Raw genomic sequence first — 20,414 nt, 5'->3', positions numbered from 1 at the left:
AGAGCGCACGCTTCGACAGTATCGTCAGCTGGTCCAGTTTGCCTCTCCGCCAGATGTTGGAGGACACGACAATGTCGCTCAGTGAACACTCGACCGAGCGCAACTTTCGGATTCCGGCACCGAGCGAGACGGCGCTGCTGGCAACGATCGCCATCTGCTTTCTCGTTCTGCACATCCTTGCAGCCACCATGTCGACGCCGGCCCGCCAGACCGATGCCGGGACAGTGCCCGAGCTGCCCGGACTGTCGTCCGGGGACTAATCGCCAAATCATCATTCCAAGTGATCATTCCAAGTCGTCATTCCAGGATGCGACCGGCCAAAAGGGTTAGCTCATGGGCGACGTTGCGTCGTTCTGCCTGCTCAGTGTCGCTGCGTTCTGCGGCGCTTTAGTCTCGGGCCTTGTGGGCTTTGCCTTCTCGGCTGTGGCCGGCGCGATTCTCCTTCACGTCCTCCCACCGCTGGAGGCGGTGCCGCTGATGATGGCCTGCAGCATCACCGTGCAAGCCGTCGGTCTTTGGGCCCTAAGAAAAAGCATCCGCTGGAAACAGAGTTCGGGACTGGTCGTCGGCGGATTGCTTGGCGTTCCGATCGCCGTGTGGCTGCTGCAAGCTGCGGACGCGCGGATCTTCAGGGAGAGCTTTGGTTTTGTCGTTGCCTGCTATGCGGCCTACACGCTGTTCAGGCCGGTGCTTTCTCATCGCTTGCAGATGAATGCGGCGCGTAATGCATTGATCGGCTTCGGCGGAGGGTTTGTCGGCGGGTTGACGGCAATGCCGGGTGCAATACCGACCATATGGTGTGACATCCACGGGGTGCCAAAAACCGAGCAGCGCGGAATGGTTCAACCCTTCATCGCCGCCATGCAGATATTCGCACTTGTTCTCATGCTGATCCGAGGAGATCTGTCGACAAAGGTCCTGATCGACTTCGCAGTCAGCATCCCCGCACTCCTCGCCGGAACAGCGCTCGGGATTCTCATTTTTCGCTGCGTCGATGACGCGCTGTTCCGGCGAATTATTCTCAGCATCTTGCTGGTTTCGGGACTGTTGCTGGTGTTGTAGAGCGGTCACGAGATACCGGGCTTCTCCACCCCGCCATAAAGGGATGCGGGACCATGCTGCATGGCCACCGCCAGATGCGATCGCACGCCGGGTTAGTGCGGCCCGCGCAGCGTCGACCAGGCGATCATCACGCCGACCGAAAGCACGATCGCCAGCAGCACCGAGCGGTGTTGGCTGCTCCATTCCGTGCCGGTCTTCTGCACGTGACCGCAATAGGGGCAGACCGTCGCGCCCGACGGAATTTCGCGCTCGCAGAAGTCACAGGAGGTCAGCATGATGTTGCGAACGCGGCCGCCTATGCGCTTGTTCCGGCGGGAACACGTGGTGATCAGGGCGCGGGCCCGCAGCTCCCGTCGTCACCCCGGCTTCCAGCTTCGTCACGCAAGGAGACCTCTTCGCAGCATAAATCGCTTTCTGAAATGTCTCGCGACGAGCTTGCTGCCTTCATTGCGGGCAATCAGGCCGAGATTGACAAGATTGACGCCGAGTTGGCAGCACGTGCAAGTCGCAAGGCCGGACGTCGTCGAGGAGTTCGCACGGTACGGCGTGCGATTGAGTGGAAGGTCGGGGTAGACGGACTGGCCGTTACCGGGAACGTCCGTGAGCTTTTGATGAAGCGGATCAGGCAAGCCGAATTGGCCTTGAAGATCAGCGACTGGTTGGCTGTGCTCCGCCCCCTCGGTCGCGCTTGGTGCGATCAAACGAGAGCGAGATGTATCGTGAAGCGATTGACCGAATATTTGGAGAGAGCGGTCAAGTTTGAAGAACTGGCCGCAAGTGAACCGGAGCCCGCATTGAGAGCGCAACTACTGCAATAGGCCGGCTCGTATCGGAAACTGGCCGCCAAGCGCGCGGAGGATTACGGACTGCCGGCGTCCAGCTCGCCAGAAATCCGCAGCGTCGACTTTGCGACGACCAACGGCGGCGCACCCAAGAGCCGCTGACCGCGCAATCATCTTGTCAGCAGATCTTCTCCGTCGTCAGTAGCCTCACATAGGTGCCGCTTTCGTGCAGCTTGAGCCAGCGGCGCGCGGCGCAAGCTTGAGGCCGGCACCGAATCGCTGCCGCGGCCATGCGGCTGCGGCATTGAGCGCCGTGATCGCCTGCTCCAGTGCGCGGTTGGCGTCGATGTACAGACTCAAGAGGTGGCTGAGGGGTGAGCGTGCTCGGCCTCCACGGCGCGGAGCAGGGCGGCAAGGCTGGGATACTCCACTCCATTGCGAGCATAGCGATTGACGCGCTCGACGTAGTGGGCCGATCCGTCGGGCTTGCCGCGCCAGCTGAACAGCAGCACGGCGCTGTTGTGCTGGCGCCGAACGTGGCCGGCGCCATTACCGAACGATTTGGTCATGGCGTGGTGCTTCATGGCCGCGCCTCCAGCTTAACCAGCTCCGACTCGTCCATTCCCGGATAAGCCTCCGGAACGAAGACGTTCCTATTGTAGGCGAGGAGAGATTCGGCGGGGATGAGCAGCTTCACGCCTCTTGGTTTTCAGGCGGGTTGGATTAGGCTGACAGCTGCACAGGTCGGGAGCGTTCCATCGGCAGAGGGCTCACTGTCCAGCGTGGCAGGCTGCCCCGGCGTCGGGGAGCGCGTGCTCCGGGCTGCGCAGTACGTCCGCATGTCGACGGATCGGCAGCAATATTCGATCGCAAGCCAGATGGCTGTCATCGCCGGCTACGCAGCCGAGCATCGGCTCACGATCGTGCGCACATATATCGACGAGGGCATCAGCGGATGAGGATCAACAACCGACGGGGGCTGATCGGTTTAATCCATGACGTTCAATCGGGTGCCGCCGATTTCGGGACTGTGTTGGTGCGGGACGTCAGTCGCTGGGGTCGATTTCAGGACACAGACGAGAACGCATATTACGAATTCATCTGCAAGCTGGGTGGTGTGAAGGTGCTCTATTGCGCCGAGGTGTTCGAGAACGACGGAAGCCCGATATCGGGCCTCTGGAAAAACATGAAGCGCCTGATGGCAGCGGAGGACAGCCGGAATCAGTCGGCAAAAATTTTTGCGGGGCAGAGCAGGATCGCCGGGCTTGGCTATTGGGTGGGCGGTCGGCCCGGTTTCGCGCTACGCAGAGAGCTGACCGACGCAAGGGGATCTCTCGAATATGACCAGCAAAAGGGGTTGCAGACTGACAGGGTCTTGCTGCGGGCCGTGCCACCCGATGAAACCGCGATCCTGCGATGGATATTCGAAAGCTCGTCGCCGGGAACGAAAACCGCCATCGCCCGCGAGCTGAACGTGAGAGGCGTTGTCAACCATCGCGGCGTTCCGTGGAATGTTCAGATGATTGGTCGTATCTTCGCAACGAGAATTACACCGGCAACACGGTCTACTGCCGGACATCGAACTACTTGCGAGGGCGCCGTGTCATCAACGCCAAGGCCAAGTGGATAGGAGGGGTTGACGTACTTAAGCAGATTGTGCCGCGGAATATCTTTGACGCCGCTTAACGAATTATTGAGCGGCGAAAACGGCAAGCCCCGTGTTGCGCCGCGCAGCGGCGGCCACGAACGACGGCGACATACGGTCACTTTTAGACATCTGGCTCTTCCTTGAGCTGGCGCTCCGTGGCGATTCGGCCGCGCATGGCCGGTCGACGTGTTCGCTCGCAGCTCGTTGAGCTGCCGCTCGCGGGAGCCGTTCGCTCAGCCGACAAGTGGGAGTGCACCAAGCATCCGGCGGACGTTGCAGGAAGAGTCCATCGACGCACGCGACCGTTGCCTGGCGTCGACCCGAATACTGTCGAGGCCCAGCTCACGGGTGGCGGTTGGTTTTCTGAATGGGTCGCCACGTGACGGGCGATCGTGGAAGGTCTCCGAACTCGGACGAGGCGTAGTCCCGGCCTTCCGGGGTGATGATATGAACGTCGTAGCAGCCTATCTTAGCAAGCTCCTTGGCTTTCGTGAGGGCCGCTTCGGCGGTCTTCCTCCGGTGCGCCAGCCCGCCGTGCTTGCACATGCCTTTGACGGTGAAGCTCATTTCTTCTTCTTCTTTTTGTTCTTTTTCATCGTATCTGCCTGGGCTCGGAATGCCTCGGCCAAAGTCTTCATCTGATTTGCCACAAAGGCATCAGCAGCGCGTGCGGCTGCCTTTTCGGCCACCTCAGCCTGCTTGCGGATGTCCTTTACAGCTCCCATGGGAGCTTAATTTGGAGGCCACAGTGTTGTTCCCCTTTATAGTCTCAGTTCCTGGCCGCAAGCTTCGTTTACGGTCCCGCATCCTTCGCGGGACTCATCCGCGAAGAGAAGGGGACGGTGAATGTAACCGTGCTTGATGATTTTCGTGCGATACGTCGGGGCCTTTTGCTGTAGTCGCGGCTGGATCAAGCTCAATCATTCGATCTGCTCTATCAGCGGCAGTGCGACCCGAGGCAGGCGATTTCCGGGCGCGCTAATGTCCGCGGCCTCGGTGTTCCGTAGAAACGTCGAGGCCGCTCCGCTTGCGTGTTCCCAGGCCGCGGCTCCTCGCCCGAAAGGAGCAGCGGCGCCTAGAACCCAGCGTAATAGTCGTTCACCACTCTCGCCCGTCCCGGGTCGTCCCAATTCCACTCGTTATCATTGCCGTAGTGGGGCGCGCCCTGCAGCCTGTCGGCACTTAGGTTGGTCCGGTACCCGCCCAGGTTCGTGTCGTACTTCAGGGACTGCCATGGTAGCGGATAGTGGTCGTCGCCGATGCCTAAGAAGCCGCCGAAGCCGAGGACTGCGTACGAGACCTGGCCGCTCACCTTGTCGATCATCACGCGCTCGATTGAGCCAATCTTCTGGTCCCCGGCGCCGTACACCGCGGTGCCTTCGACCTTGTCGCTGCCAATCAGCGTTCCTGTTTCACGCCTTTCCGTTTCCATTGTCATCCTCCTCTTCGGTTAAGATCGATACGATAACGATGCGCGGCCGAGCCTCGTTCCTGAAGCAATTTCCGGACTTGCGAAGACGGGGAATGGGCGGGCCTGCGACGATTGATCCGACGGATTCTACCTCGGAGAACCGCATGAAAGCCAAAAGGATGCATCAAGGGAGCTATCGTGGGCGATATCGCCGGCCACATGGCCGGCTATCACCTCGCCGAGCTCGCGCATATCTAGCAACTCGCCAGATCGCGCAGCGGATGAAGTGATCGCTCTTGCGTTGCGGCCGCGGCCCGATCTCGCCACGCTCGAACGGGGCCACGGTTATACCGTCCGGGCGCCGCGCCAGTAGCCGCTCCAGATTTGCTTTGCGCAAGTGGAGGGGGACGGGCCGCAAGTCGTCTCCGCCCATCGCGAGGACATCGAAGGCGCAGAGCTGCACCTCGTGGTCGTGTTGCCGGCTGTGCAGCGCGTTAAAGTCGCTGGTGCCGTCCACTCCAAGGATCACGACCTCGCCATCGATCACAAAGCGCTTCTGCCGGTTCTTCAGCGCCGCCTCGGCAATCCAGGGATAGCGCGTGGTCCAGTCAGTGCCGTTGCGCGAGAGGAGGTGCACGCGTTTGTTCTCCCGGATGACTAGCATCCGGTAGCCATCGTGCTTCACTTCGTGAATCCAGTCCGGCCCGTTCGGGACCTGCTTGCCGGCTGTCGCTAGGCACAGCTCGTACGCCATACGCATGGGCCGAAGATAAGACTCCCGCTGCCTTTACGAGTCGGGAACAAGTGGCAATCTGGCGAACTTCTTTCCTGCTCCGGCTTCCCCAAGAGCCCCCTGAAACCGGAGCAGACCCCAACGGCCCCAGCTGCTGCCCAGTTGGGGCCGCCCTTTTGCAGGGCCCTCTGGGCATCAGGCTGGCGGGCCCCTTTCGGTTGCAGAAAGCGGCTTATCCAGAGGCGAAGAAGTAAGCAAACGTAGCACTTCTTCAGCGTGCTCCTTGGTCAAATTGGCCGCCCATGCGGTTCCGATCAGTGCTGGACCCTTGCGTTCTCGATCGTAGACCATCCAACCTTTGCCTCCCATTCGAATGAAAAATCGGCCCTTTGATGAAACTTCGTCGGTCAATGAAGCATGCTCCCGAATTGCCCAGCATCTAGCAGGGAGGCGCATTCATCTTTGTAGCTGCATTAACGAATGTGAATCTCGGGAGAGAAAGCGGGCAAGGTTTCGGTTTCATTCGGGCGGGCCGCCTCGCGGCAACCCCTTACGGACGTGATCTCGCGAATTCCGGCGGCTTGCCGCTTTCCAAATCCGGCCTGACCACTGCGCCACGGTTGCCACAGCGGGCGCAGACGAACCGCGGGCTCGACGTCGGATAGCCGCACTTCGTCCAGCCAGCGATCAGCGCTGAGCTCGACGTGGTGCCCGCAATGGCAGTAGACCAAGACGCCGCGCAAGCCCATCTCACGCATCTCGCCGAACGTGATCTTGCACGGTCGGCCGTCGGCTTGTGTGGGCGTGTGGCGGCGAACAGGGCGAGGCATGCCGTTATCGAAGCGAGGCGCGGGGTAGAGTCAAATAATCAATCCCTAGTGGCTCGGATCGTGAGCGAGACACTGCGCATCGTGGATGTGGATAGCCAACTGCGCGGGAATCGGGAGTTGATGTGTGGCTTCGCCGACTGGCACTATTTTGCTAGCGACGTCGGAATCCGTCGATGACCCATAGGAGAGCAAACATCACTATCGGATAACTGACCGGCACAATGCATAGCCACGTCAGATTTGCATCCCGGCGCTTCCGGTATTCGTCCTTATTGGATGTGGCTCCATGGTAATTAGCCCAGCTCTTCGTTGCATCACCGCGAACCTTGTGCGGTCGACGAGGGAAAGCTCCTCACTGGGATACGCTTCCGACATTTGCCAGACAAAGAAGCCAAACCGTCGCGGTTTGGATGACGCTCGCTGGATAGTCGAGTTGACGGCTTCTGCATCAGCCTTTTAGAGCTCTTACGTGAAAGCGTCAGGGAAGCCGAACAGATCCTCATTCGATTTCCTGTTCCCGACACGTTCCTCGGGAGGAAAACACAAGAGCCTTTTCCACGAGAGGCCCAAACGGCCGCCCGGAAAATTCCGGATAATTCACATGGGTAATTTCCCAAGCCCGGAATGAGGTGTTACTTGCGGCATCCTTCGTGACGGGGAAGTCACAATGCCTCATCGTATGTACCGCGCGTTAGAGCGGACTTGCCGAGAGCAGGCTGCGCTTACACAGCACAAAGAAACGAGAGAAGAACTCGAAAAGATGCAAAGAGAGTACAAGGTCATTGCCGATTGGCTAGAGCGCCAACTGCCGGAGGCAGATCGGCGCCCTGATGTGCGATAGGTGCATCAGTATCGACAAAGAAAGGCTGACTCTCCCAGCGTCCCGGACTAGGGATGCCCTAAGACAGCTTGGAACGTTGTCTGCACTTTGTACTTAGCGCGCAGCCACAACGATGTGGCTGGAGGGCGGGCCGTGCAAACTCCATTGCGGATATTGGTCGTCGAGGACGATTACTTCACCGCGGAAATGGTCCAGGAGGCGTTGTCAGAGGGGGCTTCGAGACGGAGGTGGTAGCCTCCGGCCAGGAGGCGCTAGCGCTGCTTGATGACGATCATAAATACCGCGCGCTTGTGACAGACATCAATTTGCAGGACGAACACACGGGCTGGCAGGTGGCAAAACGCGCTAGAGAATTATTCGCCGACCTTCCTGTAGTTTACATGGCCGGCGCAGCTGCAGACGAGTGGGCGTCGCGTGGCGTGCCCAACAGCCTTCTTCTGACCAGGCCATTCGCGCCTGCGCAGGTCGTCACGGCTGTGTCTCAATTGCTAAACGATGCGCCGGCGCCGACTGATTAATGTCGCATGAGTTGGCGCCCTCTAGAGCCGACGCTGACGTGTGTGGGAACCAACCTTTCGGGCGGTGCGTTTACCGTGCGCTTCTGCTCCCCGCGTCCCCAACCCGTGGGCAGAAGATTGGAAATGGCGGCTCCAGTGTTGCCCAACCTGGAGCCGTACTTGTTTGTGCGCCAGGTAACTGGCAGTTGTTCACGCTGGCGGCCTTGGCCATAGCCCCAGGCTTTCTCTTCGCCACTCGTCGTGTGTGGATGGGGGCACACTTCTGGGAATATGGAGCAATCCAAGGAACCCAGCGACCAACATCCGCTTGTGTTGCCGGTGACGGCCTCAGTCCCACGAGGCAAGAGCCTGTCCGGAGGCCCAGCATCATCATGCCCCCGGCCCGATGCTGGGGCCGCCACGACTTCAGTTTCTGTACGAGGCGCGATTGGACGAGACTGGGAGAATCGCCGTCGCCATAACTGCGACGGCTATTGCCGCGGCTGGCTCCTTCTTTGCCATCCGGTCTATTCTCGGATCGTACCTCTGAACTTCTGTCGACCTGGCTTGATCGCTCACCAATCAGGGTGGATGTCTGCTCGTTGGCATTCTTCCGCTTTCGGACGGTATATCTTCGCTGCGGTCTCGGAGTTCATGGCTGCGGTGGCTTCTCAGCATAAATATGCAAAACGAAAAGGACGTTCTGAAATTCGTCCGTGACTTCCATCCGCCATTCGCGCCCCGGGTGCAAGTTGCCGTTTAGCCCTTGGAGGGTCTGACCGGCCATCACCGTGGCCTCCTTCCAAGCCGCCTGCTTGTCGGGCAACTCCTCACCTTCGTGATCAATATGCTTTTGTCCATGTCGGACGTGAAAAAAATAGCGGGGCATCTTGGACGAGCAACGCGGCTTCTCTCACCCTGTTCCGGGTCATCTCGCCGACAATAGCTTCGAAATGCACTGTTCGAGCACTTCCGCCGTGAAGGGCTTGGTGAGGTACGGACGGTCTCGAAATGCTTCCGGCAGCCCAGCATTGCCGTATCCGGTTGCAAACGCGAAGGGGATGTTGCGGCGGGCGAGAGCGTCGGCCACGGGCTCCGCGCTCGGGAGCCTAGCTTCATGTCCAGAATGGCGACGTCAAACTCATCGCGCCGGGCGCGCTCAAGGGCTGTTGATACATCATCGGCTTCGGCAGCGACTGTGTGACCTAGCTCCGTCACCATCTCCGCTACCATCATCCGGATGAGCGCTTCGTCCTCCACCAGCAGCACACGAGCCATGTTGTCCTCGTCCCCTGTTATTGACGAATGATCTTCGTCGCCTGCGGGATTGCTTGCAGTGCGATGGTGCGGAGCTCGTTCAATGTGACGTCTCCTGCCTCAGCAGCTCGCACTTTGTGCTGATCAGCAAGCTTCGCGAACAGCTCACGCTGTTTAAGGTCGATCGCTCGATCGCGAATTTTTTTCGCATTCCGAAATTCGAGCGCGACACGTGGTTAGCTGACCTTCGATGTCCAGCACGGCCGCCTCCAATCGTCTACCTAGAAATAGAGGGGGGACTGGCAATTGCGAATCACTTGATCTGTTTTAACGGCTGCTCACTGATTTTCGTGCAGGATGCCTGTCCGCGCTCAGGCGGAAGGTGGCTCCGGCCCTTGTGACCCTCCCATAGAAGTGTCTCCAGGTGGCCGGAGCCGCTATTCCTGTAAGCGCTCCCCTCCCTATTTGATTCCGAGTGTTGAACTGACTTGCCCGCGTCCTGATTGGCCCCTAAGCTAGTTCCCGAGGGGGAACGTGCCATGAAGGACATGCTCGAACATCTCGCCACGTTGCGCGAGCAGATCGAAAATGTGAGCAGTTGAGAGATACGGCCAAGTCGCAGATCAAGCGAGCGGCGTTCGAGCGGGTGGTCTTTCACTATAAGGTCCTCGCCGCAGAGCTCGAAAGAGCGATCGAGCAAGCAAGGACTGAGAACGACTAAGGCCGCTGGGTCTGGCGCACATCGTCGAATGTATACTTTGTAACACAAGTGATGGACGCGAACCGCATCGAGCGCCACGGTGCTCCTGATGCATCCTCGATCCGAGTCCTATCGGTCGCTTGAGGCCCTCTGCCGCCATCAGGCAGCCGTCACAACTACCCCGGCGGCCAAGCTGGAGCTGTTGGAAATGGCTCGCGAATACAAGCTCTTGGCGGATTGGTTGGCAATCGCCTGAGCCATAAGCTCAGTTTTGAACCAAACAGCCCTGAGGTAGTTTACCCTTCATCACCGCCCAAGGCTCTGCCCGTAGGCGTCGGTGGCTGAGAGACCGAGAGAGCTCCCGCCTGCAAAGCGAAGGGAGCGCCGTCACGGCTACTCACGAGCAAATACACGGACTGGCTTCCGAGATCGCAGAAGAGTGCGCTCGCATTCGGCAAATGACGGCGCAAGCGGCTGAAGCGCTCAAGTTGCCCAAGCCAGACACGTTCCTAGGTCGCAAGACGCACGAGCCGTTCCCCATGCACAACGATCGGGAGGCTTGATTTATCTTAAGCGGTGCATGCGTCCGCGCCGGACCATCGAGCCATGCCCGGCCCGACAAACAGATTGAGGATAAGGAAGCCAAGCCGTCCTGGCTGATTAAGGCGCGGCGCTAATCGAGCAGTACGGTGCGGAGCTGCGGGAGATCATCAGGAACCTACGCGGCAAGATGAACTAAGGCGGCCTCACAGAAACCTAAGCCCGTTTTGGTACTTATACGGCCTGCAACGGGTTTATTTGGTTCGGGTCAGAACCGACAGCGGCGAACACCAGCGCTGGCTGGCAGCGACGGAGCGAGGCGCTGCTGTGGATCGAGTGCTCGCGACCATTCCCGAAGGTTGGACAGCAAGCCTAGTTGAACTGGAGTTGGGTGCGGACCTGACAGCTTCATTGAACATGCAGCCGGGCGAGGTCCGGCGACATCCGATGTCCGAATTCCCCTCTTCGGGTACGAACGGTCCCGGGCATCTCCGGGGCTGGAGGACCGAGACGCACCGAGACCGCCCGACGCACCATACTCAACGCGGCACGCCGGTTTATAGCGTCCCGCCCGGGATTCACTCCCGGAGTCTCAAATGATAGAGTGTACTAAATTTAATCTAGCGGTCATCCTGTTAGGACCAGCCACCATGGCTCGCTTCAAAGAGGCCGGCTCGGTCATTGGGGATAGCTGGGCATTGCTCGGCCCGAGTTGGGAGTCGACAAAGTAAGGGCCCTGCTCGGGAACAGGGCCCTACCGGGTTTTAAAACTGATACGACATGAAAGACGCCAGCCCCGGTGAACGCACGCTCCCATCGCTTAGCTGTTCCGGCATTAACAAACATGAATTGTTTGCATGTTTTTCCCAGGCCTGATCCCGGCCGTCTCGGGCTGCTGCGGATTCTCAGACGCCCAAGCCTAACAAGAGGCGGCTGATCTTGGCGGCCTGTGTATGCAATGAAACGGCCCCAGGCCTGGACGTTGGCCCAGGGCTGGGGCCGCTCGGGCTATCCGTCGGAGAGCCTCATGCGTCGGAAACGCATGCAGAGCCAAGTCTCGCCTTGGACCATCGTTCCGGGTTGGATGCACCAGGTTCGTCTCGCTGTCAGCGAGCTCCGTGGCTGGGGCTTTCTTCCTTCAGGCGTTGCTCCGCCTCAACGGGTCTGGAAGACGAGACCGGAGGACGCGTGTGCGAGCTTTGGGAGCGTGAGCTCGCGGCTCATAGCCGGATGTGTGCGTTTGCGTGTCGCAGCGGAAGTGCCAGCTGAACGCCGATCGCGCGGCCAAGCTGTCTCTCCGCGAAATCCTTCAACGCGGGAGAGATCTCAAGCCCATCGGAGGCGATGCGGTGCTCGAGCTCGCGCGCGATGTCTTCGGGCGCGTCGCGCGACCAGCCCTCGGCCGGGTTGAAGGCGACCAAACGAAGCACCCGGTCATATTGCCCGCTGAGCAGGTCATCGATCGGCGTGGAATGGTCGATGCCTTCGTCGGTCTCGCGGAAGGCCGCGCCGTCGCGGAAGTCCTCGAGGACCAGTAAAAGTCTTTGTCGGGGGGCCGAACTCATGCGGCAGTCGCGTCAACCGGCGTGCTGCCGGCGACTTCTGTCAGGGTGAGGGAGGCCAGAACGAACTCGGCTCCCGGGAGAGCACGGCATAAGCCGTCCAACCATCGCGCAGGGAAGGCCGTGTGTTGGGGTTCACCTGTATGCTGCTGTGCGGTTCTTTCGCGCTACTCTTCGCACAGTGGACCGTGGGTGCCAGCCGGCACCCGGCCTTCCCCATAGGCGTTAAGGTAGCGCAAGCATTGATTGATATTGACGTTTTCGGGGAGGCTCGCGCAGGTGCCGCCCAAGCGCTCGCTTACTGCGGCGCAAGCGGCGGATGGTTGGTTGTGGAATGATTGCTTGCAGCAAGGATGCAACGAGTTGTTGCAAGATACGCCAACCGCCAGGTGTCGTCAGGCGGCCTGCTTCCAGTGGGGAGAGTCCTCGAAGTCGCGGACAAGCGGCTCGAGCAGCAGGATAATCAAGAGGTGAGCCAGCAGGTAGGGCTTCGCCGAACGCTGATCAGTTCCAGGCGGTGTCTTGAGACCAATCAGGCTTTTCAGTCGCTTGAAGCCAAGTTCGATCCGCCATCGCAGTCGATAGAGTGCAAGCACATCCTTGGCGGAGAACTCGTCCCGTGCGAGCGACGTGACCAGAATGACCCAATCCGCGGCTTCCAGAGTCCCTTTGGAGATGATGCGGTTTTCGTCTCGTGCGTCTCGCCGAGCTTTACGACGCGAAGCCGCGGCCGCACCGGTGGGCTTCTTGACCGCAACCAGACGCATAGCCAGAGGCGTCCCGTCCTTGCGTTTGATCCAAATCCTCCGATCGATCAGTCCGCGTGCCTTTGCCGCACGCAATTGGGCCATCAGATCGAATGGAAGGCCTTGGGCATCAAGCCAGCGCGCGTTCTTCCAGCCTGCTCGGATCAGAACGTCGGCACCAGCCGCGCGGACAGCCGCGATGCGGTCAGGTTGCAGATAAGCGCGGTCAGCAATGCGGATCTCGTTCTTGACTACTGGTATCCGGTCAAACGTTTCGCCCTCTTGCTGATCCGTTAGCTCGAAGTGACCAAAGCGCTCACTTGGCAGATCAAATGCACTATGAAGCCGCCAAAGCTCACTGCTCCTGCGGGCAGTCGGCCCGGCCTGAGGTACTGTCGTCGCATCGACGATGCGGATCAGGCGGCCTCGGCTCGCCTTCGGCGCTGCCGCATCGAGCAAGCTCTCCACCAGCACTGCAAACCAATCGCCACATTGACGCAGGCGATAGAACAACGCCACGCTGCTGAGGTCCGCAAGGCCAACAGAAGCCGCCCACGCAGCTGTCGATCTCAATCCTCTTTCCCCTAAACAATAGGCCAGCATCAGCCGAAGCAACGCCACCGCGTCTGGAATTTGGCGCCGCCGCGCGAAAGCCTTCGTCTGGCGCGCGCTTATCTCAAGCTGCTCAGCCCCACCCAGCTGCGCAACCACTCTCGTCCAGTCCTCATTTAGAAGCGATTCGTCTGCCATGCCCCTTGGAATCACGTGTGATTCCAACACTCAAGAATAAACTTAACGCCTATGCGGCCTTCCCTGCGCCCTCTTGGATTCGAGGGTGGAGAGGTTAAGCAAAGCTCGGGCGACATCAGCCGCGAGGATGCGAAGGCGTGTTTGAACATGTGCAACGAGCGCCAATCTGTCACCGTCACCCTGGAGGCGCGCGCTCTGCCGTGCGCAGCGCTGCAGACTAGAGGGCGATGGCCCGGCTGCAATTCGGCCGTACATCCTTAGGCTCCGCATGGGACACGTTGCGTCCCATGCCACGCACCTCCAGCGATAACGGCTTCGCCGTTACGCAGCGGATGACGGAATTGATATTGTCATCACCGTCCCGCCGGTGCGGACATCGCACCATTGGCGTAGCGCGACCAGTCGGGCGTGGTCGGCTGCGACGGCCACATTGCGGCATTGGAGTCGCGCACTGAATGGGTGACGGGGGCGGGTTGCGCCTTGCGGACGTCGCGGCGGTCGCTCGCCGCGGCGGCCTGGATGGTGGCCGCGGCAATCAGGGCGCCGCCGAGAATGGCGAAGAATTTTTCCATGTCGTTTCTCCCGTGACGACGCTCCGGCTGGGGTGTCTTGTGTGCTCGTCGTCGCCGCTGACATGGCGATGCGCCTTTCCGAATATCAGCGGCGTCGCGTTCACGTTGGAGCGAGCAAATTCTTTCATCTCGGCTAAATATTCGGCAATCACACCCGTAACGCGGTGGACTCGCCCGCCGCAATCCGGTTCAATGGGCCGAATTGGCTTTCCAGGCGACAACGATGTCGAGATATCTGCTGGTCCTGTTGTTGACGGCCTCACCGGCGGCCGCGCAGGTCAAATTGACCCCGAAGGCCACGGCTGCGCATCCGGACCCCTGCGCTCCGATCGGGCGCACGGCGGACGGCAAACTGGTCTACTCGATGAAATGCGAGAACCTTCCGGCAGCGCCCGCGCCGCCGCCCCAGGCCGAAGCGAAGGAGGCGCCGCCGCCCGCCACCGAGGCGGAGCCGGAGGTGCGGCGGAGCGGCATCTTCGGCTGGTCCTACGACCGCCGGTGAAGGTCCGCGCCACTTGCGCGACGGCCCATGGAATGCTCTTTGCTTGAAAATTCCCGTGGGGCCATCGCCCCGACCCAGAGAGATGAGATGAGCAAACTCATTATCCGCGCTGGCGACTTCACCTTCGACGCCCGCTTCGAGGAGCAATTGGCGCCCAAGACGGTCGCCGCATTCCGCAAGGCGCTGCCGTTCGAAAGCCACATCATCCATGTGCGCTGGAGCGGCGAGGGCGTGTGGATGCCGCTCGGCGATCTCGATTTCGGTGTCGGCTACGAGAACCACACCAGCTATCCCGCGCCGGGCCAGATCATCCTCTATCCCGGCGGCATCAGCGAGACTGAGATCCTGCTCGCCTATGGCGGCGTGCATTTCGCCAGCAAGATGGGCCAGCTCGCCGGCAACCATTTCATCACGCTGACCTCGGGCCTCGAGAATCTCGCGACTCTCGGCAAGAGCGTGCTGTGGAAAGGCGCGCTGCCAATCCGCTTTGAGGAAGTCTGAGTGACTGACGCCCGCTACCCGCGCGATCTCCGCGGCTACGGTCGCAACCCGCCACACCCGCAATGGCCGGGCAACGCGCGCGTCGCGGTGCAGTTCGTCGTCAATTTCGAGGAAGGCGGCGAGAACAACATCCTGCACGGCGACCGCGCCTCGGAAGCATTCCTGTCCGACGTGCTCGGCGCGCAGCCCTGGCCGGGTCAGCGCCACGCCAACATCGAATCGATGTTCGAATACGGCGCGCGCGCCGGCTTCTGGCGGCTGTGGCGGATATTCAATGAGCGGAACTGGCCGACCACCGTGTTCGGCGTCGCCACCGCGCTGAGGCGCAATCCCGAGATTGTCGCGGCGATGAAGGAGGCGCGCTGGGACATCGCCAGCCACAGCCTGAAATGGATCGAGCACAAGGACATGACCGAGGCGCAGGAGCGCGCCGAGATCGGCGAGTCGATCCGCGTCCATACCGAGGTGACCGGGTCGCGGCCGCTCGGCTGGTACACCGGCCGCTCCTCGATCAACACCAACCGCCTGCTGATGGAGGAGGGCGGCTTCCTCTATCTCTGCGACTCCTATGCCGACGATCTGCCCTATTGGGTCAAGGGCGCAAAGGGCAAGCAGCTCATCATTCCTTATACGTTGGACGCCAACGACATGCGCTTCATCAACCCGCAAGGGTTTGCCGAAGGCGAGCAGTTCTACACCTATTTGAAGGACGCCTTCGACGTGCTCTACGCCGAAGGCGAGACTGCGCCAAAGATGATGTCCGTCGGGCTGCACTGCCGTCTCGCCGGACGTCCCGGCCGCGCCGCGGGCCTGATCCGCTTCCTGGACTATATCGGCAAGCACGAGCGCGTCTGGGTGCCGACCCGGCTCCAGATCGCGCAGCATTGGCACGACAAGCATGCTCATCTCGCGTCTGCTGCGTTCGAGATCGGGTAACGCGATGCCGCAGCTCTCGCTCGCCGATCTCAATGCCGCCAGCCAGGCCGACTTCGTCGCCGCGCTCGCCAATGTTGTCGAATACTCGCCGTGGATCGCGGAGAAGCTTGCCGAGCAGCGGCCGTTCGCGGGCATCAACCAGTTGCACATCGCGCTCGTGGCGGCGATCCAGAGTGCCGAGCCTGACGTGCAGCTCGCGCTGATCCGCGCCCATCCAGATCTCGCCAACAAGACCCAGCGCGCTGCGGGCCTGACGGCGGAATCGACCGACGAGCAGAACAGCGCCGGCCTCGACCGGCTGTCGGATGCCGAATACGCGGCGTTCGAGCGCGTCAACAGCGCCTACCGTGAAAAATTCGGCTTCCCCTACATCGTTTGCGTACGCCGTCACACCAAGGATTCCGTCCTGCGCGACTTCGAGACGCGGCTGCGCAACATTGCCAAAACCGAGACGCGGCGCGCGATCGAGGAGATCGGCCGCATCTCCGCGCTGCGGCTCGATCAGCTCGTGATTGCCGACGACAAGTTGAATGTACACGGCCGGCTCTCGACCCATGTGTTGGACAATCACGCCGGCAAGCCCGCGCCCGGTATTGCAGTCGAGCTCGTTGAGCTTGCGAATCTCGGCGCCAACCGTGTGATCGCGCGGGCGGTGACCAATGCGGATGGCCGCACTGACCAGCCGCTGATCGGCGGCCGGCCACTGCCGATCGGTCGCTACGAGCTGAGATTCAGCGTCGGAAAATATTACGCTGAGCGTGGCGTGCAGACGCCCGATCCGCCGTTTCTCGATCAGATTCCGCTGCAGTTCGCAATCAGCGAGCCCGAAGGCCACTATCACGTGCCGCTGCTGGTGACGCCGTGGAGTTACTCGACCTATCGCGGGAGCTGATTGCAAGCACGCTCTTCGCCTCTCCCCGCAGGCGAGGCGAGGCAGCATGGCGTCGCCATGGTCGCTGCTATCGAATCCGGTCGAAGCCCCCAAACTTATCGAGCAGCGCCGGAAACAGCCGATCCGGCTTGAACGGCGGCGCGGTGAAGCGGATGCCGGTGGCATTGGCAATGGCGTTGCCGAGCGCAGCCGCGACCGGATTATACGGACTCTCGCTCATCGACTTCGCGCCCAGCGGTCCGATCGTGTCCGAGGTCTCCGCGAAGAAGACTTCCGTGCGCGGTACGTCCGCAAAGGACGGCAGGTGGTAGTCGCGGAATTTCGGGTTGGTGACGCGCCCCTCGGCGTCGATCACCATCTCCTCGTACAGCGCAGCGCCAAGCGCCTGTGCGACGCCGCCTTCGACCTGCCCGCGGCACTGCATGGGATTGGCGACGACGCCCGCGTCCGCGGCCTGCACGCTGCGGAGAATCTTGAGCTCGCCGGTGCCCTTGTTCACGGCGACGCGAAAGCCCTGCACGTTGAAGCCGACCGAGCGCGGCGTGCCGCCGGAATTGCCGGTGGCGGCGAACGGCCGGCCGCGTTCGCGCGCGAAAGCCGCGAGCTCTGCGAAGGGCATCCGCCGCACGCCACTGACGACCGCCTCGTCGGCGAGCGTGCAGCCCGCGGTGTCGCAGAGCCACGCACTGGCGGCAGCCGCCTTCAGCTCGGTCGCAAGCTGCGTTGCGGACGCCTGCGTCGCCTTGCCCGCAACGAAGGTACCGGCGCTGCCATAGGCGCCGGTGTCGTGGCCACCATGGGCGGTGTCGGACTGGCGCAGACGGATGCGGTCCACCGTGGTCGCGAGAACAGTCGCGGCGATCTGCCGGTGCACGGTGCTGGTGCCGTTGCCGAACTCGGCGGTGCCGACGGTGAGATCGAAGCCGCCGTCGTCATTGAGCGCGATCATGGCATCGGCGATATGACCGGCCGGCGGCACCGTGTCGATCATGGTCAGCGCCACGCCGTCACCGATCAGCCATTCCGGCGACAGCGCCGGCTGCGGACCGTCGGCCTGCATCGCGCGCTCGACGAGGTCGAGGCACTGGTCGAGCCCGTAGGAGCCATAGAGCACGTCGTGGAATTCGGACGGCGGCGGCGACAGCATGGGGTCGCCCGGCTTGACGACGTTGCGCCGGCGCATGTCATAGGGGCTGATGCCGAGCTGCTTGGCCAATTCGTCGATCGCGGCTTCGATGGCAATTTGCGTCTGTGGCAGCCCATAGCCGCGAAACGCGCCCGCCGGCACCGTGTTGGTGTAGACGGCGTAGCCGTCGACCCGCTTGTTCGGGCAGTTATAGACGGCGATCGACTCGGACAGCGAGTGGAACATCACCGGGCCGGCGTGATTGCCGTAGGCGCCGGTATTGGAGAGCACCTCGAGCTGCAGTGCGGTCAGCTTGCCGTCGGCGTCGGCGCCGGCCTTGATGTGCACCCGCATCGGATGCCGTGTCGAGGTCGCGATGAACTGCTCCTCGCGGGTCAGCTCCAGCTTGACCGGACGTCCCGTCCTGAGCGCGGCGAGGGCAAGGATGTCCTCGACGAACATCTCCTGCTTGCCGCCGAAGCCGCCGCCGACGCGCTCGCAGAACACGCGGACCTTATCCATGGGAAGCTGGAAGATGTCGGACAGCGCGCGCCGGGTCAGGAACGGCACCTGCGTCGAGGTGCGGACATTGAGCACGCCTGCGGCATCAAGCCAGGCGAGGCCGCCATGGGTCTCCAGTGCCGCGTGCTGCACGCGGTGACTGTGGAAAGTGGCCTCATAGGTGACTGCAGAGGTGGCAAGTGCTGCGGCGACATCGCCGAACTCGCCATGCGTCTCTGCTGCCAGGTTACGCTGGGGATCGGCGATGCGGTTCGCGCTGGTGCGGTCGGGATGAAGAACGGGCGCGCCCGGCACCATCGCCTGCTCGGGATCGATCAGCGCCGGCAGGATGTCGTAATCGATGTTGATGCGGCGGCACGCCTCCTCGGCGGCGGCTTCGCTCTCGGCCACGACCGCTGCAACCCTCTGCCCGATGAAGCGGACGACGTTATCGAGGATGCGGGTATCCTCGGGATCCATCCAGTCCTTCTCGTGCCGCGCGGTCGAGATCAGGACCGAGGGCGCATCCTCATGCGTCAGCACCGCGTGCACGCCGGGGACGCGCAGCGCCTCCGACTTGTCGATCGCGACGATCCTGGCGTGCGCATGCGGCGAGCGCAGCAGCTTGATGTGCAGCAGGCCCTCGATGGCGGTGTCGAACGTGTAGCGCGCCTTGCCGCGGACCACGTCGGGGCCTGCGGGCGCCGGCAGGCTGCGGCCGAACGGGGCGCCGGGCTCGACGCTCTCCTCGACATTGAGCTTGCCGAGCAGCGCGTCCTCGATCGACCGATAACCGGTGCAGCGGCAGATATTGCCCTTGAGCGCCGAACCGAGATCGGTGCGTTGCGCCTGGTTCAGCGAGGCGCAGGTCAGGATCATGCCGGCGGTGCAGAAGCCGCATTGAAAGCCCTGCGCATCGAGGAAGGCTTGCTGCATCGGATGGGCGCCGTGATCGCCGCCGAGACCTTCGATCGTGGTGACGGCGTGGCCTTCGGCGCGGAACGCCGGGATCAGGCAGCTATGCACGGGCTCGCCGTCGAGCAGCACGGTGCAGGCGCCGCAATCGCCGGCGTCGCAGCCCTTTTTCACGCCGAAATGGCCGAGCTCGCGCAGGAACGTCCGCAGGCACTGACCTGGGCGCGGCTGATCCGAAAACGACTTGCCGTTGACCTCGACACTCATGACGGCATTGCCCCGAGGAGTTCGGCGCGAATCTCCTCGGCAAGCCGTAGCGTCATGTGCTTGCGCCAGAGCGGCTTGCCGTGGATGTCGGTGTGGTACAAATCGTCCGTGATCTGCTGCGCGATCACCTCGCGAAGCGCGCTCGCCTCCGGGGCTTTGCGAAACGACAGCTGGATCGGCCGCACCGTCGATGCCGTGACCGTCAGCGTCAGCGTGCCGTCGACATCAAGGCTGCCGACCAGAAGCGCGGCCGAACGGCCGACCGGCGCGAGCGAGATCTGGCGAAACGCCGTGCGGCGCCTCAGCGCGGCGATCGGGACATCGATCTGCCGGATCAGGTCGCCCGGAGTCAGGCGGTTGCGCTGGTTGCCGGTGACGAAGTCGACGACGGCAATCTTCTGCTCGCCGCCGCCGGCCTTCCAGATGGTGCACACGCCGTCGAGCGCGGCGGTGAGTGAGATCATGGGACCTGCCGGCAGTGACATGCAGAGATTGCCGCCGACCGTCGCCGTTTTCCAGATCTTGAACGAGGCGAGGAAGGCCCGGCAGCACTGGCCGATCAGGGGCGCCGCGAGCCAGTCGGGCGGGCAGGCGAGGCCATCGAGCTGCGCGACGGTACATGTGGCGGCGATGGTGAGATGGCTGTCCGTGATCGTCAGCGCTGGCCATTTCAGGTCGGTGAGATCGATCAGCCGGCGTAGGTGGACCTGCGGCTCCGAGAACAGCCAGGTGCCGCCTGCAAGCCAGGCATCGCCAGCCGTCCAGACAGGCAGCTGCGCGCGCGTTTGTGGATGGGCGACCGTCGTGATGGTATTCAAATCCATGGCTGCGCCAGCGCTTTCG

24 protein-coding genes and 1 pseudogene are annotated in these 20,414 nt (G+C 61.9%); 10 read left to right on the top strand and 15 right to left on the bottom strand.

What is annotated here, in order from left to right:
• Positions 1–71 precede the first annotated feature (71 nt).
• Together AC5V87_RS29380 and AC5V87_RS29375 are read left to right on the top strand one after the other, a co-directional pair.
• Entirely contained in the window at positions 72–260 is a 189-nt protein-coding gene (locus AC5V87_RS29380; protein ID WP_456836932.1) for a hypothetical protein, read from the top strand.
• 73 nt (positions 261–333) lie between these two features.
• Positions 334–1,062 (top strand): sulfite exporter TauE/SafE family protein, encoded by a 729-nt coding sequence (locus tag AC5V87_RS29375; protein WP_456836933.1) that lies wholly within the window; start codon positions 334–336, stop codon positions 1,060–1,062.
• Positions 1,063–1,154: 92 nt separating this feature from the next.
• Here AC5V87_RS29375 and AC5V87_RS29370 read toward each other — a convergent pair whose 3' ends face one another.
• Entirely contained in the window at positions 1,155–1,337 is a 183-nt protein-coding gene (locus tag AC5V87_RS29370; RefSeq protein ID WP_456836934.1) for a hypothetical protein, read from the bottom strand.
• Positions 1,338–1,481: 144 nt separating this feature from the next.
• Here AC5V87_RS29370 and AC5V87_RS29365 point away from each other — a divergent pair, with 144 nt between their 5' ends.
• Positions 1,482–1,880 carry a hypothetical protein gene (locus tag AC5V87_RS29365; RefSeq protein WP_456836935.1) on the top strand — a complete coding sequence of 133 codons (399 nt, stop codon included), beginning with the start codon at positions 1,482–1,484 and terminating at the stop codon, positions 1,878–1,880.
• Between the two features lie 320 nt (positions 1,881–2,200).
• On the opposite strand, the gene AC5V87_RS29360 is transcribed toward AC5V87_RS29365, so the two are convergent.
• Positions 2,201–2,428 (bottom strand): hypothetical protein, encoded by a 228-nt coding sequence (locus tag AC5V87_RS29360; protein WP_456836936.1) that lies wholly within the window; start codon positions 2,426–2,428, stop codon positions 2,201–2,203.
• 255 nt (positions 2,429–2,683) lie between these two features.
• Between AC5V87_RS29360 and AC5V87_RS29355 the strand changes: the two genes are divergently transcribed.
• Both AC5V87_RS29355 and AC5V87_RS29350 read left to right on the top strand, forming a co-directional pair.
• Positions 2,684–2,803 carry a recombinase family protein gene (locus AC5V87_RS29355; protein ID WP_495368541.1) on the top strand — a complete coding sequence of 40 codons (120 nt, stop codon included), beginning with the start codon at positions 2,684–2,686 and terminating at the stop codon, positions 2,801–2,803.
• The gene (locus AC5V87_RS29350) at positions 2,800–3,474 is read left to right on the top strand and encodes a recombinase family protein (RefSeq protein WP_495368540.1); all 675 of its coding nucleotides are present in this window, start codon (positions 2,800–2,802) and stop codon (positions 3,472–3,474) included. Before AC5V87_RS29355 ends, AC5V87_RS29350 begins: the two co-directional genes overlap by 4 nt.
• A 360-nt stretch (positions 3,475–3,834) precedes the next feature.
• Here the strand turns inward: AC5V87_RS29350 and AC5V87_RS29345 are convergent, their stop codons facing one another.
• From AC5V87_RS29345 to AC5V87_RS29320, 6 genes are all read right to left on the bottom strand, one after another.
• Positions 3,835–4,059, bottom strand: coding sequence for a hypothetical protein (locus AC5V87_RS29345; protein ID WP_456836939.1), 225 nt, complete (start codon positions 4,057–4,059; stop codon positions 3,835–3,837).
• Positions 4,056–4,217 (bottom strand): hypothetical protein, encoded by a 162-nt coding sequence (locus AC5V87_RS29340; protein WP_456836940.1) that lies wholly within the window; start codon positions 4,215–4,217, stop codon positions 4,056–4,058. The genes AC5V87_RS29345 and AC5V87_RS29340 overlap by 4 nt, the downstream gene beginning before the upstream one ends.
• Positions 4,218–4,567: 350 nt before the next feature.
• Positions 4,568–4,924 carry a PRC-barrel domain-containing protein gene (locus tag AC5V87_RS29335; RefSeq protein WP_130370878.1) on the bottom strand — a complete coding sequence of 119 codons (357 nt, stop codon included), beginning with the start codon at positions 4,922–4,924 and terminating at the stop codon, positions 4,568–4,570.
• Between the two features lie 172 nt (positions 4,925–5,096).
• Positions 5,097–5,657, bottom strand: a complete 561-nt coding sequence (locus AC5V87_RS29330; RefSeq protein ID WP_495371968.1) for an ATP-dependent DNA ligase — start codon at positions 5,655–5,657, stop codon at positions 5,097–5,099.
• Positions 5,658–5,831: 174 nt separating this feature from the next.
• Positions 5,832–6,047 (bottom strand): hypothetical protein, encoded by a 216-nt coding sequence (locus AC5V87_RS29325; RefSeq protein ID WP_456836942.1) that lies wholly within the window; start codon positions 6,045–6,047, stop codon positions 5,832–5,834.
• Positions 6,048–6,109: 62 nt separating this feature from the next.
• Positions 6,110–6,466: a hypothetical protein gene (locus AC5V87_RS29320; protein ID WP_495368539.1), complete on the bottom strand. Its 357-nt coding sequence runs from the start codon at positions 6,464–6,466 to the stop codon at positions 6,110–6,112.
• 1,068 nt (positions 6,467–7,534) lie between these two features.
• On the opposite strand from AC5V87_RS29320, the gene AC5V87_RS29315 reads away from it, so the two are divergent.
• Entirely contained in the window at positions 7,535–7,825 is a 291-nt protein-coding gene (locus AC5V87_RS29315) for a response regulator (protein WP_495368538.1), read from the top strand.
• 631 nt (positions 7,826–8,456) lie between these two features.
• On the opposite strand, the gene AC5V87_RS29310 is transcribed toward AC5V87_RS29315, so the two are convergent.
• From AC5V87_RS29310 to AC5V87_RS29290, 5 genes and pseudogenes are all read right to left on the bottom strand, one after another.
• Positions 8,457–8,630 (bottom strand): DUF6894 family protein, encoded by a 174-nt coding sequence (locus AC5V87_RS29310; protein ID WP_495368537.1) that lies wholly within the window; start codon positions 8,628–8,630, stop codon positions 8,457–8,459.
• A 102-nt stretch (positions 8,631–8,732) separates the two neighbouring features.
• Positions 8,733–9,082, bottom strand: a pseudogene (locus tag AC5V87_RS29305) (response regulator).
• A gap of 2,439 nt (positions 9,083–11,521) precedes the next feature.
• Positions 11,522–11,866: a hypothetical protein gene (locus tag AC5V87_RS29300; protein WP_456836947.1), complete on the bottom strand. Its 345-nt coding sequence runs from the start codon at positions 11,864–11,866 to the stop codon at positions 11,522–11,524.
• A 392-nt stretch (positions 11,867–12,258) separates the two neighbouring features.
• Complete coding sequence (locus AC5V87_RS29295; RefSeq protein WP_495368536.1) at positions 12,259–13,359, bottom strand: IS4 family transposase; 1,101 nt, start codon at positions 13,357–13,359, stop codon at positions 12,259–12,261.
• 353 nt (positions 13,360–13,712) lie between these two features.
• On the bottom strand, positions 13,713–13,931 hold the full coding sequence (locus tag AC5V87_RS29290) for a hypothetical protein (RefSeq protein ID WP_456836949.1): 219 nt from the start codon (positions 13,929–13,931) through the stop codon (positions 13,713–13,715).
• Positions 13,932–14,154: 223 nt separating this feature from the next.
• Between AC5V87_RS29290 and AC5V87_RS29285 the strand changes: the two genes are divergently transcribed.
• The 4 genes from AC5V87_RS29285 to uraD all read left to right on the top strand — a co-directional run bounded on the left by AC5V87_RS29285 (position 14,155) and on the right by uraD (position 16,762).
• Positions 14,155–14,433 (top strand): hypothetical protein, encoded by a 279-nt coding sequence (locus tag AC5V87_RS29285; RefSeq protein WP_456836950.1) that lies wholly within the window; start codon positions 14,155–14,157, stop codon positions 14,431–14,433.
• 87 nt (positions 14,434–14,520) lie between these two features.
• Complete coding sequence (locus tag AC5V87_RS29280) at positions 14,521–14,934, top strand: DUF3830 family protein (RefSeq protein WP_456836951.1); 414 nt, start codon at positions 14,521–14,523, stop codon at positions 14,932–14,934.
• The gene (gene puuE / locus AC5V87_RS29275; protein ID WP_456836952.1) at positions 14,935–15,870 is read left to right on the top strand and encodes an allantoinase PuuE; all 936 of its coding nucleotides are present in this window, start codon (positions 14,935–14,937) and stop codon (positions 15,868–15,870) included.
• A 4-nt stretch (positions 15,871–15,874) separates the two neighbouring features.
• Entirely contained in the window at positions 15,875–16,762 is an 888-nt protein-coding gene (gene uraD, locus AC5V87_RS29270; protein ID WP_456836953.1) for a 2-oxo-4-hydroxy-4-carboxy-5-ureidoimidazoline decarboxylase, read from the top strand.
• Between the two features lie 67 nt (positions 16,763–16,829).
• On the opposite strand, the gene AC5V87_RS29265 is transcribed toward uraD, so the two are convergent.
• Both AC5V87_RS29265 and AC5V87_RS29260 read right to left on the bottom strand, forming a co-directional pair.
• Positions 16,830–19,571: a molybdopterin-dependent oxidoreductase gene (locus AC5V87_RS29265; RefSeq protein ID WP_495368535.1), complete on the bottom strand. Its 2,742-nt coding sequence runs from the start codon at positions 19,569–19,571 to the stop codon at positions 16,830–16,832.
• A complete protein-coding gene (locus AC5V87_RS29260; protein ID WP_456836955.1) occupies positions 19,568–20,395 on the bottom strand; it encodes an FAD binding domain-containing protein in 828 nt (275 codons plus the stop codon). Before AC5V87_RS29260 ends, AC5V87_RS29265 begins: the two co-directional genes overlap by 4 nt.
• Positions 20,396–20,414 lie beyond the last annotated feature (19 nt).

Source organism: Bradyrhizobium sp. SOJA106 (assembly GCF_059448745.1).
This window is presented reverse-complemented; position numbering and strand designations above follow the sequence as displayed.